The following is a 14849-nucleotide window of genomic DNA, read 5'->3' as shown; positions in this document are numbered from 1 at the left end:
ACGAAGCTACTGCACTAACAAAAGCACTATAGATATGCTTTATGAGATTGCTTCGTTCCTCGCAATGACATTAAAAAAGATGGCTCGCAATCTGACGAATATTCTCAGATTTCCCCATAGAATAATAATGTAAAACAGGAACTCCGGCCGCTTTTAATTCTAACGATTGCTGAATCGCCCATTCGATACCTACCTGTCTGATCTCAGCATTGTTCTTGCATTGATCTACGGCATGAATTAAATCTTCCGGTAAATCGATACGGAAAATTTGTGGCAAAACCTGTAAATGCCTTTGAACCGCGATTGGTTTAATCCCTGGAATAATAGGAATTGTGATACCCATTTCTCTGGCTTTTTCTACAAACTTGAAATATTTTGAATTGTCGAAAAACATTTGTGTTACCACATAATCAGCTCCGGCATCTACTTTTTCCTTTAGTCTTTTTAAGTCAGATTGCAACGATGGAGATTCTAGATGTTTCTCCGGATAACCTGCAACTCCAATACAGAAATTGGCTCTGTTATCAGCATCCATTACTTCATGAAGGTACTTACCCTGATTTAGTAAACTAATTTGTTTGACCAAATCAATTGCATAATCGTTTCCTCCGGCTTTTGGCATAAAATATTGCTCGTCTTTCATGGCGTCACCACGTAAAGCCATCACATTGTCGATTCCCAAGTAGTTACAATCTACCAAAAGATATTCGGTTTCTTCTTTTGTAAATCCTCCGCAAAGTACGTGCGGAACAGTATCTACATTGTATTTATGTTTTATAGAAGCGCAAATTCCAAGCGTTCCCGGACGCATACGAGTTAGTTTTTTATCTAAAAGTCCGTTGCCTTTATCAATATAAATATATTCCTCGCGAGAAGTCGTTACATCAATAAACGGTGGTTTAAACTCCATCAACGGATCGATATTATCATATAATTCCTGAATGCTTTTCCCCTTTTGAGGCGGAATAATTTCAAATGAGAATAATGTATTTCCTTTGGCGTTTTCTATATGTTCTGTTACTTTCATTCTTTGAGTTATGAGTTATGAATTATGAGTTTTGAGTTTTAGTTTGGTGTAAAAAATCTGAAATCAAAAAACGTAAATCAATTATCTGCTTTATTTTAAAATTATGATAATGAGTTGAAATCTGAAATCTGAACTCTGAAATCATAAATCATTTAGTCTGCTATATTAGGGTTTAACCATTTCATTGCGTAATCTGTTGGTACATTGCGTCGTTTGGCGTAATCTACTACCTGATCTTCTTTTATTTTTCCGAGTCCGAAGTATTTACTTTTCGGATTCCCGAAGTAATATCCCGAAACCGAAGATGCCGGCCACATTGCCATACTTTCTGTCAGGGTTACTCCAATTTCATCGGCTACATTCAAGAGTTTCCAGATTGTTGGTTTCTCTAAATGATCCGGACAAGCCGGATATCCTGGCGCAGGACGAATTCCTTTATAATTTTCTTCGATCAAATCTTCTGTCGAAAGTGATTCTTCAGCATCATAACCCCAGAAATCCTGACGTACTTTTTCGTGAAGATATTCGGCGAAAGCTTCAGCAAAACGATCGGCCAATGCTTTTACCATAATCGAATTATAATCGTCAAGGTCTTTTTCAAATTCGGCTGCCCATTCGTCTACACCAAAACCTGTTGTTACACAAAATGCTCCTATATAATCTGTAATTCCTGAATCTTTTGGTAAGATAAAATCAGATAAAGCAATATTTGGTGCTCCTTTTGTTTTTTGTGATTGCTGACGAAGCGTTAAGAATTTCTCCAACACTTTTCCGTTTTCATCACGTAATTCGATATCGTCATCATCGATCTGGTTCGCTGGGAAAATGCCGTAAATACCTTTTGCTGATAATTTTTTCTCGGCCAAAATCACTTTCAGCATTTCCTGAGCATCTGCAAAAACCGAAGTTGCCTGTTCTCCCACAACCTCATCGGTCAAAATCGCCGGATATTTCCCGAACAATTCCCAAGTTCTAAAAAATGGTGTCCAGTCGATATACGGAACCAAAACATCCAGTTCTACTTCGATAATTTGTTTTCCAATTACTTTTGGTTTGGTTGGCGTATATTCATCCCAATCCAATAGTAATTTATTTTTACGTGCTTGTTCTATTGTCAAGAAGTTCTTATCTCTTGAACGATTTAAAAACGTTTCTCTAAAAGCATCATATTCAGCGCGAATATCGCTTGCATATATTTTACGGTTATGATCTAAAAGATTTCCTGCAACAGTAACAGCTCTCGAAGCATCGTTTACGTGAATTACAGTTTCTCTATATTGAGGAGCAATTTTCACGGCCGTATGCGCGCGCGAAGTCGTTGCGCCACCAATCATAATAGGTATTTTAATTCCTTGTTTGTCTAATTCTTTGGCCAGATACACCATTTCGTCAAGCGAAGGTGTGATCAATCCGCTTAAACCAATAATGTCAACATTATGCTCAATCGCCGCAGCAATAATTTTTTCCGGAGGCACCATAACACCAAGATCAACAATCTCATAGTTATTACAAGCCAATACCACCGAAACAATATTTTTACCAATATCGTGAACATCCCCTTTTACGGTTGCCATCAATATTTTTCCGTTTCCTTGTTTGTCTCCGGCTTGTTTACTTGCTTCAATATATGGCAATAAATACGCAACGGCTTTTTTCATTACACGTGCTGATTTTACAACCTGAGGCAGGAACATTTTTCCGCTTCCAAATAAATCTCCAACAACGTTCATTCCTGTCATCAAATTGATTTCGATAACTTCAATAGGTTTTGTTGCTGCCAAACGTGCTTCTTCAACATCTTCTTCAATAAAAGCGTCAACTCCTTTTACCAATGAATGCGTAATACGCTCCTGAACCGTTCCTAAACGCCATTCCTGAATCGCTTTTTCATCTGATTTTACTTCACCCTTTACGTTTTCGGCGAAATCCAATAGTCGTTCAGTTGCATCGTCACGTCTGTTCAAGATTACATCTTCAACATGTTCTAATAAATCTTTTGGGATATCATCATAAATCGAAAGCATTTCCGGATTTACGATTCCCATTGTCATTCCGTTCTTGATCGCGTGGTATAAAAACACCGAGTGCATCGCTTCACGAACGGTATCGTTTCCTCTAAATGAAAACGAAACGTTACTCACACCACCGCTAATATGTGCGTGTGGTAAATTTTCGCGAACCCATTTTGTACCTCTAAAAAAGTCCAAAGCATTCAAGCGATGTTCTTCCATTCCGGTTGCAACGGGAAAAATATTTAAATCGAAAATAATATCCTGTGGTGGAAAACCAACTTTGTTAACCAAAATATCATACGAACGCTGACAAATCTCAACTCTTCGGTCAAAATTATCGGCCTGACCTACTTCGTCAAAAGCCATGATAATAGCCGCAGCTCCGTAGCGTTTGATTAATTTAGCGTGATGAATAAAGGCTTCTTCACCTTCTTTCAATGAAATCGAGTTTACAACGCTTTTTCCTTGTACTACTTTTAGACCTGCTTCAATGATTTCCCATTTCGAACTGTCGATCATAATCGGCACTCTCGAAATATCGGGTTCTGATGCAATTAAATTCAAAAATTTAGTCATTGCCTGAACACCATCAAGCATCCCTTCATCCATATTAATATCGATGATTTGAGCTCCTCCTTCTACTTGTTGTCTTGCAATATCAAGTGCCTCGTCATACTTCTCTTCCTTGATCAGGCGAAGGAATTTTCTTGAACCTGTTACGTTTGTACGTTCCCCAATGTTTACAAAAACACTCGTAGGCGTAATAATCAACGGTTCTAATCCTGCTAATACAAGGTCTCTTCTATTTTCTGCCATTTTTTCTAAGTTACTGAGTTCCTAAGTTGCTTAGGTTCTGAGTTTTTATTCTATATTTTTATTCAACGTCTTGCTTGTCTTTGCGAGGAACGAAGCAATCTCATTCTACTTTTCAATGTCTTATTTTGGGCGTGTTTCGCCGCGGCGAACCGGGCTATCCGCTATTAGTGCTCGCACTTCCTTCGTCAGGCTGTGGGGTAGCCGCTTCTATACCTCACGCGACACTCGGTTTTATATTTTAATTATTCATATCGATAATCAGATTCTGACAATTCTATAATTTCTTTTTTCTTATATAAAATTTCACGAATCATATCGCACAAGTCTAAAAAAGGTTTTGCTCTTTTGTCATTTGCATCATTTGTTGCACCATTATCGTAACTGACATATTTCTTTTTCCCATTCGCAAAAACTACTACACTCATATTAAAACTTGGTATTGTCCCCTTTATATTTTCCTTTCCTTTTGGCTCGAATGCAATAGGCATTTGGAAAAATTTGATTTTGACAATAAATGAGTATATTTTTTCTATTTCTGCTTTCGTTAAATCTACTTTTATTGTCTTTTCCTCATTTAAATATTTCCTATAAAAACTTTTATATTGAGAATTATAACCATCATTTCCTCCATCATGAATTGTAAAATAAAAATCCGTAGGTATTTCTTGTTTCACTACTACTGAATCTTTTTTATCTCCAAATCCAAACAAACCAAAAATTATAAATACAGCAAATATTATCCTCAATAGCTTCATTCTTAAAGATTGTTTTTTTTTAAGAAAATATAGGTGCCACTCTAGGTTTATAATCTTTCGCAACCTCAGCAATTAATCGAATATGATCCGGAGTTGTTCCGCAACAACCACCAATTATGTTGATTAAATTATCGTCTAAATATTCTTTAATGAATGCCTGAGTTTGTTCCGGAGTTTCATCGTATTGTCCAAACGCATTTGGTAAACCTGCATTTGGATGTGCCGAAACATTAAAACTAGTATGTTGTGCCAATGTTTTAAGATATGGTTTCAACAAATCGGCTCCAAGAGCACAATTGAAACCAACACTCAATAACGGAATATGCGATACTGAAATAAGGAAAGCTTCAACCGTTTGTCCCGAAAGTGTTCTTCCTGAAGCATCGGTAATCGTTCCTGAAACCATGATTGGAATATCAATATTACGCTCGTCTTTTACTTCTTCGATCGCGAAAAGTGCTGCTTTGGCATTTAAAGTATCAAAGATGGTTTCTACCAAAAGTAAATCGCATCCGCCATCCATTAAGGCCTCTACTTGTTGTTTGTAGGCAATTCGTAAATCATCAAACGTTACGGCTCTGTAACCCGGATCGTTTACGTCTGGTGACATACTTGCGGTTCTGTTTGTTGGCCCAATCGAACCGGCTACAAAACGTGGTTTGTCCGGATTTTTGGCTGTAAATTCATCGGCTACTTCTCGGGCCAGTTTAGCCGATTTGTAGTTTAATTCATAAACCAAATCTTCCAGGAAATAGTCGGCCATACCAATCGTAGTTCCTGAAAAAGTATTGGTTTCTACGATGTCTGCACCCGCTTCATAGTAAGCGGCGTGGACATCGCGGATCGCTTGTGGTTGTGTTATGGATAGTAAATCGTTGTTTCCTTTTAACGGATGCGGAAAATCCTTGAAACGCTCTCCACGAAAATCTTCTTCGGAGAAATTATAGCGTTGCAGCATAGTTCCCATTGCTCCATCAAGGATTAGGATATTTTTTTTTATTGCTTCCTGAATTGTTATTGCCATGACTTATTTGTCTTTTAGCTACTAAGACGCTAAGGCGCTAAGATGCTAAGTTTTTTAATTATAATTTCTAACGTTTATTAAACCTGACGGGTTTTAAAAACCCGCCAGGTTTATCACGAAATTTTGATTCACATTAATTCCAAAAATTCACTATTCATGGCCAATTAGCCCCGATTACTTCACTTAATTTCTATTTTTCATAGCAGTTCAGTGAACTTCGTTTGAGCCAGTATCCTCGTAGTGAAACAGAGAGAGATATAGGCGAAAGCAGGAACGATTGACAGCAAAAATGCGCCAATGATTCGCTCATGATACCAAAGTGAATTCGGTAAAATTATATTGTAAGTTGTCAGGAAGAGTTTTGAGAAATACTTTTATGTATTTGTGTTATCTATCTTTGATACTAAGAGTAGTATAAAGTAGAATGTAGCACCTTCTTTATGATAAAGGGTTGCTAAGGTTTCATTGGGTCTTTCCCTCCGCCTTTCGTGATAACTTTCAGTAATTTTAAGAACAGTGCAAAGTAAAGACATAACCTGAACAATTGCAAGTTTTTTTTAAGTTTCTGAGATTCTAGAGTACTAAGACACTAAGTTTAATGTTTTGCTTGTATTAAAAGCTCTAGAGGAGATTATGTTTATAGCAAAAAACATCATTCTGTAGAAAGCTCCAGCGGAGCGTAATATTTATAGAAAAAATTATTCACCACAAAATAAAGCTCTAGCGGAGCGATACATTATTGTCGCAATATCAATATGTCACCCCAACGGGGTTTCTCCTCATAAATATCTTAATTTCTATAAATATAACATCCCTCTGGGATTACTTATAATAGTTCATTTCAAATTTTTGCACTTCATTTAAATAGAAATAGTTAGTAATCAATTTTTGTAAAACATCTATTTCTCCTTGAAGTCTTTTTGCTCTTTCACTATTTTTTCCTTTACCATCTATAGAATCATCTTGGTTATAGGAATTTTGACTCTCTTCGTCTGCAACATATTGAGTTAAAGATTGTATGTATAATTTTTTCTGTTTTTGAAAGTCATACTTCTTATCGTAATATTCTTTCCCAACCGCTAATTGATAGATAGAATATTCTGCATCTGCATATAGTCTTTTAAATTGATGTGCAAAATAGGTTCCACCATAATTTAAACCTTGGTAAAGCCCATTTACAGCATGATACAATTGAATTAGTTTCTCTCTTTCTAATTTATATTTCTGTTCTCCATTTTTTTGTTTGAGATAATAAGCATACACTAAACAAAAATCATCTCGACCAACTTCGCTGCCAAATGTAATAGTCTCCTCTTTTCCGTCCTGATTTATATAATTCTCCCATGCTTTACCTACATATGATTCATTTGGATTTGAAGGAAATTTTGCTTTGAATACCGGAAATAGTATTTCAATTTTGTTTAATTCGTTTTTAGAAAATACTATCGAATCAATCTCTTCGTCTGCAAAGACAAGAACCATTTCATCCTGAAGTTTCGGATTATCCTTAATATGAGGCAAGCATTTATTTGCACTGACTTCTTTTGGCTTTACTGTAATAATTTCTTTTTTTGGTTCTTTACAACTAACTAAGAAACTACAGGAAATCAACCATAAAATTATCTTGTTTTTCATTTATATCGTTTGATTTTTTAATTTTTTTTTGCTCAATAAAGATATGAATAACTCTTCCTCATTTTAATTTATAAAAGTCGAATAAATAACAAAAAAAGCCCAAACCGTAAATGGTTTGGGCTTACTATATAAAAATCTTAGAAACTTAGCAACTCAGTGTCTTAGCAACTTAAACAATCGCCTTAACAACCGCTTTTGGAGCTTCTTTACGAGTTCCGTCGAAACCGTCTACACCAGAAACTGTTGTATATTTAAGGACATATTTTTTACCCGGATTGATAATTCCGTATGCTGCCTGACACATTAAAGTCGCTTCGTGGAATCCGCAAAGGATCAACTTTAATTTTCCAGGATATGTATTGATGTCTCCAATGGCGAAGATTCCAGGAATATTGGTTTGGTAATCTAATGCATTGTTTACTTTAATAGCATTTTTTTCGATTTCTAATCCCCAGTCTCCAATTGGTCCTAATTTTGGCGTTAATCCGAAAAGTGGAATAAAGAAATCTGTTTCGATTTTACGGTGTGCTCCGTTTTCTTCGATATCTAATGACTCCACATGCTCAGCACCGTTGATTCCGATTACTTCTGCAGGAGTAATTAATTTAATTTTTCCGGCTGTTTTTAATTCCTGTACTTTTTCCACCGAATCAAGCGCTCCTCTAAATTCATTTCTACGGTGAATTAAAGTTACCTCAGAAGCTACATTCGCCAGGAATATACTCCAGTCTAAAGCTGAATCTCCTCCTCCGGCAATTACAACTCTTTTGTCTCTGAATTTTTCCGGATTTTTGATGAAGTATTTTACTCCTTTATCTTCATAAAACTCGATATCTTCTATAAGTGGTTTACGAGGCTCAAAACTTCCTAAACCTCCAGCAATAGCAATAACCGGTGCGTGAAATTTAGTTCCTTTGTTTGAGGTTACAATAAAACTTCCGTCTTCTTGTTTGTCGATTGTTTCAGCTCTTTCTCCTAATGTGTAACCTGGCTCAAATTGTTTAATTTGCTCTTGTAGGTTATCAATTAAATCTCCTGCTAAAACTTCCGGAAAACCAGGAATATCATAAATAGGTTTTTTAGGGTACAATTCTGAAAGCTGTCCTCCTGCTTGTGGTAAAGCATCTAAAATATGACATTTTAATTTTAATAATCCTGCCTCGAAAACGGCAAATAAACCTGTTGGTCCTGCTCCAATTATAAGTATATCTGTTTTAATCATTATGTTGTTGTTTATAATCATTCTTAATAATACAAAGAAACGAATAATATATTCTAATGACAATGATTTTTATCATTGATTTCCCTGCGAAATTTTTTACTCTTTATTTTTTAATGAGCGGTAATTCGGTCATCTTTTTCATCGGGTTAAAACCCGACGCTACAATATGAAACGTTCCTCCGGAACTCTTTAGCTATTCTTTATTTTTTAATGAATCAGTTATCTCATTCATTCTTTTAACTTTTTCTTCAAAATTCCCTTTTAAAGTTTTCCTATATTCATTGAGGTTTTCCACCATTTTATTGATATCCTCAGGAATTACTTCTTCAAAAAACTCCCGTAGCCTTTTAGCTGTTGTTGGCGATTTTCCGTTGGTCGAAATGGCAATTTTTACATTTCCTTTCGTTACAATTCCGCCCAAATAATAATCACATAAATCCGGCGTATCGGCAATATTGCATATCAAATAACGCTTTCGGGATAAATCGTATACCTTTTTATTGACTTTTAAATCATCGGTACAAGCGATTACCATGTGACGCTTTTTGAGCATTTTTTTCTTAAACTTTGATTTTGTTAATGTAATCGAAGGATGTTTATCAGCTAAAACCTTTATTTCTAAATGGAAATTTGGCGCTACAACCTCAACATTTGCATTGGGACTCGACTTTAGTAAAAAAGAAAGCTTTTCTAACCCAACATTTCCTCCTCCAACAATTAAAACATTCAGATTGTGAAGTTTTAAGAATATTGGATATAATTCATTCTGTTCCATTTTATTTTATTTTCATCCAATCAAAATTAGATGATTTTTATTTTATCAAATTAAGTTCAGCCTTTTTTAACCTAATAAATTTAATTCCATACCTCCATCAGTTTAAAACCCGACGCTATAATATGGATCGTTCCTTCGGAACTTTTATTATCGGACGATTTCTTTTGACAAAAATTCTTCGTAAAATCCTTTTAACTTGTTGCTTTCGCGAACCACATTTCCCAGAACGATAATTGCTGGCGAACTTAATTTTTGCTGTTTTACAACTTCTAAAATTGAATCTACTGTTCCAACTCCTACTTTTTCTTCGGCTGTTGTTCCGTTTTGAATGATCGCAACGGGTAAATCTCCTTTATCTTCTTTTTGAAACAAATCGATAATTTGAGGCAATTTGTGCATTCCCATCAAAATAACAACCGTTGCAGATGATTGTGCGGCCAAAGCTACATCTGAAGATAATTTCCTATCTGAAGTTGTTCCTGTAATCGCCCAAAAGCTTTCTGAAACGCCTCTTTTGGTAATCGAAATTCCCTGACTTGCCGGAACTGCAACCACTGAAGATATTCCAGGAACTACAACTGTCGGGATTCCGAAACTTTCGATAAATTCTATTTCTTCGCTTCCGCGTCCAAAAATAAACGGATCTCCACCTTTTAATCTTACTACGTTTCCGTAGGTTAAGGCATTATCTACAATCAACTGATTGATTTGATCTTGCGTGTAAGCGTGATTTCCTATTTTTTTTCCAACAAAAATTTTGATGGCATTTTTAGGAGCGTGCGCTAATATTTCGTCATTGGCCAAGGCATCGTACAAAACCACATTCGCTTCAGCAAGGGCTTTTACAGCTTTCAGCGTAAGCAAATCCGGATCTCCGGGACCAGCGCCAACTAAAGTTACTTTGGGTTTTATTGTATTATGCATTTGCTAATTCTTGAGCTCTGTATTTTTCTATGGTATCAAAAAATGAAATTCCTTGTTGAATGTATGCTTTCGCAAATGCTTCTGTAGGCTCATTTTGATTGATTTGATATACCAATTCTCTAAATGTTGTTGGTAACTGAATTTTGTCAGTTGCAATAAAAACAGTATCAAATAAATCTACAATTCCGGCGTGATTATTTGTTTTCTCATTTTCTGAAAGCAACAATGCTTTTGCTCCATTTACAAATCCTGCATAAGCATGGTAAATGGCATCTGACCATTTTCCTTCGTCGAAAGATTCTTGTGCGAAAGTCAATTTATCTTTGGCTTCTAATAATAAAGTTGCAACCAAGTCAATTACAACTCCGGCACATTCTCCTACTCCAACTGCTTTTACGTAGTTATCTGCGTTACCCCAGTCTATAAAATCAGCTTCGGTTAAATTGGTTACGTCTGCGAAAGGTTTCAAAATTTCATAGAAATACTTCTCTCCTTTAAGATCATAATAATTAAGGAATTTTTCTCCGTTTGCATTCGCATCAAAATCATTTAAGATCGTACGTAATGCATCTGGTCCTCTACGGCTTGGAATTTTGATTACTTTGTCAGCAAAGCGTCCTGCACCATTGCCTAATCTTCCACCACCTAATAAAACCTGCAAAGCCGGAGCGACTAATTTTCCTGAATTGATTGACATTCCCTGAAAACCAATTGCCGACATATTGTGTTGCCCACAAGCATTCATACAACCGGAAATCTTAATCTCGATTTCCTGATTGTTTAAATACTGAGGATATTCTGCATTGAGCACTTTTTCTAATTCTTCAGCAATTCCGGTACTACTTGCAATCCCCAAATTACAAGTATCTGTACCCGGGCATGCTGTAATATCTGCTGTAGAATTATATCCTAAATCTACAAATCCTAATTTGGCTAATTCCTGATAAAAGAAAGGTAAATTTGCCTCTTTTACGTGACGTATTACAATATTTTGACGCAATGAAAAACGTAATTCATTGGCTGCGTAATTTTTAATTAAATCAGCTAATAATCTAGCTTTATCGGTATAAAAATCTCCTAATAAAACTTTGATCCCAATAGCGTAATAACCTTCTTGTTTCTGAGCAATTACATTCGATTTTTTCCACGCTTCATAAGCTGCAGTATCTTCGATAGTAACGGCTGGCGTTTCTAATAACGGCTCCGGAATTGGCCCGTCAAAAGCTGTGGTATCAATTTCGTAAGTTTCAAAAGCAATTGCTTTTTTCTCTTTTTCAACCAAATCAAGGAAAACATCTCTTCCCATTTCTTTGATTAAAAATTTCATACGCGCTTTCATTCTTTTGGCACGTTCCCCGTATCTGTCAAAAATACGGATGATACCTTCTGCTGTTGGAATGATTTCGTTTGCCGGTACAAATTCTGATAGTAATTCAGCATGTGCTGGTTGAGATCCTAAACCTCCTCCAAACATGATTTTGAAACCGCGAACACCATCAACAATTTTCGGGATAAATCCTAAATCATGCAAATAACTCAACGCGGTATCTTCATCAGATGATGAGAACGAAATTTTGAATTTACGCCCCATTTCCTGACAAATAGGATTTCTTAATAAGTATTGAAATAAAGCATGTGCATAAGGCGAAACATCAAATGGCTCATTTACATCTACACCTGCCAATTCGCTTCCTGTAATATTTCTTACGGTGTTACCACAAGCTTCACGCAAGGTAACATCGTCTTTTGCCAAATTTGCCCAAAGTTCCGGAGTTCTGTCCAGACTTACATAGTGAATCTGAATGTCCTGACGTGTTGTAATATGCAAACGTCCTGTAGAATATTCATCAGAAACTTTAGTAATACGTACCAATTGTTCGCTGGTTACTTTACCATAAGGCAATTTAATACGAATCATTTGAACGCCTTCCTGACGTTGTCCGTAAATTCCTCGCGCTAAACGAAGACTACGAAAACGCTCATCATCAATTTTTCCTCCACGGAATAAATGAATCTTTTTTTCTAAATCGATGATCTCTTTCTGAACGATCGGATTTTCTATTTCTGTTCTAAAACTTTCCATTTGTTTTTGGCTTTAGGCTTTTTATTTGCTTTAAGCTTTAGGCTATATGCCATAAGCTTTTAAAATATCTCGTTATACATTTTCGCTTAAAGCTTACAGCCTAAAGCTTATAGCAGGTTTATCTAATAAATCCAACTCCAGCGGTGGTATTGGTTGCTGTATCAATTAAGATAAAAGCGCCGTTTGATTTATTATCGTTATAGGCATCAAAATATAATGGTTTACTTAATTTGATGCTTACTTCTCCTATTTCGTTTATGGCTAATTGTGAAGCTTCTTTCGTACCTGAATAATCAGTTGAAATGGTATTTTTAATGCTTTCTACTTTTGCCAAAACCGAATTGGTGTTGTGTTGTACAATATATTTTGTACCCGCAACCAGTTTTTTACTGTCCATCCAACACACGGTTGTATTGATTTCTTTTTCAATTTTTGGAAGCTCAGCTGATTTTACAATCATATCGCCTCTTGTTACATTGATGTCATTTTCTAATTCGATTGTGATTGAAGAACCTGCAACAGCTTCATCGTATTGTTTATCGAAAAAGTGAATATTTTTTACTTTAGATTCGGTTAAAGAAGGTAAAACCGTTACGGCATCTCCTACTTTAATAGAGTTTCCATATAATTTTCCTGCGTAACCTCTAAAATCATGATATTCTTCTGTTTTAGGGCGAATCACAGTTTGAACCGGGAAACGTGCTTTTCCTGTTTCAAAAACATCTGCAGAATCTAATCCTTCTAAATGTTGTAAAACAGTCTGACCTGTATACCACGGCATATCTTTAGATTGATCCACCACGTTTCCGCCATTGATTGCACTTAACGGAATGTAGCTTACGTTTTGTTCTTTGAAAGTACTTTTAGCGTTTAATGCCTGAAAATCGGCTTTGATTTTATTGTAAACTTCTTCAGAATAATCAACTAAATCCATTTTATTGATTGCCACGATTACCTCTTTTACTCTCAATAAATTATTGATAAAAAAGTGACGGTAGGTTTGCTCAATTACACCTTTTCTGGCATCGATTAAAATAATAGAAACCTGAGAAGTCGAAGCTCCTGTAACCATGTTTCTGGTATATTCTACGTGACCCGGAGTATCGGCAATAATATAACTTTTCTTTGCAGTCGAAAAATAAATATGAGCAACATCAATCGTGATTCCTTGTTCTCTCTCTGCTACTAAACCATCAGTTGCCAATGAAAAATCAAGATAATCATATCCTTTTTGTTTACTGCTTTTTTCGATTGCTTCTATTTTGTCAGTCGTCAATGATTTTGTATCGTACAATAATCTTCCAATCAAAGTACTTTTCCCATCATCTACACTACCTGCTGTTGCTATTTTTAAAACTTCCATTCTAATATTTTTGTTTCAGGTTTAATTTTTTTGTTTCAAGTTTCAGGTCTCAAGTTGCTGAAAAACTTTATCTAAAAATTAAAGCTGTATGTTTTTTTGATTTTAATTTTTAATACTAAAATTTTAATTGAATTAAAAGTATCCTTGTTGTTTTCTCTTTTCCATTGCGGCTTCAGAACGTTTGTCATCGATTCTGGCTCCTCTTTCAGAAATAGTCGATTCTCTGATTTCTCCAACAACTTCCTGAATTGTTGCAGCATAAGATTCAACAGCAGCGGTACAACTCATATCTCCAACGGTTCTGAAACGAACAATTCTTTCTTCGATTTGTTCATCTTCTTCCTGGTATACATAAGGAGAATGCGACCAAATTAAACCATCTCTCAAAAAAACTTTTCTTTTATGTGAAAAATAGATCGATGGAATCTCGATATGTTCTTTTTCGATATAACTCCAAACATCTAATTCTGTCCAGTTTGAAATTGGGAAAACACGAACGTTTTGACCATTTTCTATTTTTCCGTTCAAAATATCAAATAACTCCGGACGTTGATTTTTTTCATCCCATTGACCAAAATCATCACGAACTGAAAAAATACGTTCCTTTGCTCTCGCTTTTTCTTCATCACGACGTGCACCACCAATACAAGCATCAAATTTAAATTCTTCGATCGCATCTAAAAGTGTGATTGTCTGCAAGCTGTTTCTACTGGAATACTTTCCGGTTTCTTCTACCACTTTTCCTTCATCGATAGCATCCTGAACATTACGAACAATTAGTTCTAAACCTAATTCTTCTACCAATTTATCTCTAAAAGCTATTGTTTCAGGGAAATTGTGTCCCGTATCAACGTGCAAAAGAGGAAACGGAATTTTTGCCGGAAAAAATGCTTTTTGTGCCAAACGCACTAATGTTATAGAATCTTTTCCCCCAGAAAAAAGTAAAACAGGCTTGTCAAATTGCGAAATTACTTCTCTGAAAATGTATATCGCTTCACTCTCTAAAGCGTTTGTTTTTAATACTGAACTTGAACTCATTTGATATTTTGTTTAATGCTTGATAGTTTTTTTAGTTTTAAATCGTTGTGAGTTTAATCTAAAACTTCTAAACCATCGTTATTCTGTGTTTTTTGTTTTTGTTTTTTCAACGGATTTTAATGCGTTGCTTTATTCTAAATACATCACAATCTGACAATTCCATCGGGTTGAAACC

General features: G+C 35.5%; 11 protein-coding genes and 1 riboswitch. All 11 genes read right to left on the bottom strand.

All coding sequences use genetic code 11. From position 1 onward, the window contains the following. Positions 1-70: 70 nt before the first annotated feature. The 11 genes from metF to cysD all read right to left on the bottom strand — a co-directional run bounded on the left by metF (position 71) and on the right by cysD (position 14674). The gene (gene metF, locus IRZ78_RS07595; protein ID WP_194615953.1) at positions 71-1027 is read right to left on the bottom strand and encodes a methylenetetrahydrofolate reductase [NAD(P)H]; all 957 of its coding nucleotides are present in this window, start codon (positions 1025-1027) and stop codon (positions 71-73) included. Positions 1028-1179: 152 nt separating this feature from the next. Further along, entirely contained in the window at positions 1180-3855 is a 2676-nt protein-coding gene (metH, locus tag IRZ78_RS07590; RefSeq protein WP_194615952.1) for a methionine synthase, read from the bottom strand. A gap of 242 nt (positions 3856-4097) precedes the next feature. After that, positions 4098-4610, bottom strand: coding sequence for a hypothetical protein (locus IRZ78_RS07585; protein WP_194615951.1), 513 nt, complete (start codon positions 4608-4610; stop codon positions 4098-4100). A gap of 19 nt (positions 4611-4629) precedes the next feature. Further along, complete coding sequence (locus tag IRZ78_RS07580; protein ID WP_194615950.1) at positions 4630-5634, bottom strand: homocysteine S-methyltransferase family protein; 1005 nt, start codon at positions 5632-5634, stop codon at positions 4630-4632. Positions 5635-6018: 384 nt separating this feature from the next. Then, positions 6019-6132: riboswitch (SAM riboswitch) on the bottom strand. A 324-nt stretch (positions 6133-6456) separates the two neighbouring features. After that, on the bottom strand, positions 6457-7269 hold the full coding sequence (locus IRZ78_RS07575) for a hypothetical protein (protein WP_194615949.1): 813 nt from the start codon (positions 7267-7269) through the stop codon (positions 6457-6459). 169 nt (positions 7270-7438) lie between these two features. After that, positions 7439-8491, bottom strand: a complete 1053-nt coding sequence (locus IRZ78_RS07570) for an NAD(P)/FAD-dependent oxidoreductase (protein WP_055097101.1) — start codon at positions 8489-8491, stop codon at positions 7439-7441. Between the two features lie 193 nt (positions 8492-8684). Continuing rightward, the gene (locus IRZ78_RS07565) at positions 8685-9266 is read right to left on the bottom strand and encodes a bifunctional precorrin-2 dehydrogenase/sirohydrochlorin ferrochelatase (RefSeq protein WP_194615948.1); all 582 of its coding nucleotides are present in this window, start codon (positions 9264-9266) and stop codon (positions 8685-8687) included. 147 nt (positions 9267-9413) lie between these two features. Further along, positions 9414-10190 carry a uroporphyrinogen-III C-methyltransferase gene (cobA, locus tag IRZ78_RS07560; protein WP_194615947.1) on the bottom strand — a complete coding sequence of 259 codons (777 nt, stop codon included), beginning with the start codon at positions 10188-10190 and terminating at the stop codon, positions 9414-9416. Further along, positions 10183-12273, bottom strand: coding sequence for a HEPN domain-containing protein (locus IRZ78_RS07555; RefSeq protein ID WP_194615946.1), 2091 nt, complete (start codon positions 12271-12273; stop codon positions 10183-10185). The genes cobA and IRZ78_RS07555 overlap by 8 nt, the downstream gene beginning before the upstream one ends. A 118-nt stretch (positions 12274-12391) precedes the next feature. Next, entirely contained in the window at positions 12392-13636 is a 1245-nt protein-coding gene (locus IRZ78_RS07550) for a GTP-binding protein (RefSeq protein ID WP_194615945.1), read from the bottom strand. A 132-nt stretch (positions 13637-13768) separates the two neighbouring features. Further along, positions 13769-14674, bottom strand: coding sequence for a sulfate adenylyltransferase subunit CysD (gene cysD / locus IRZ78_RS07545; RefSeq protein ID WP_194615944.1), 906 nt, complete (start codon positions 14672-14674; stop codon positions 13769-13771). Positions 14675-14849 lie beyond the last annotated feature (175 nt).

The sequence above is a fragment of the Flavobacterium sp. CSZ genome (assembly GCF_015350725.1).
Classification (GTDB): Bacteria; Bacteroidota; Bacteroidia; order Flavobacteriales; family Flavobacteriaceae; genus Flavobacterium.
The sequence above is the reverse complement of the archived record's forward strand: the minus strand, read 5'-3'. Positions and strand labels throughout refer to the sequence as shown.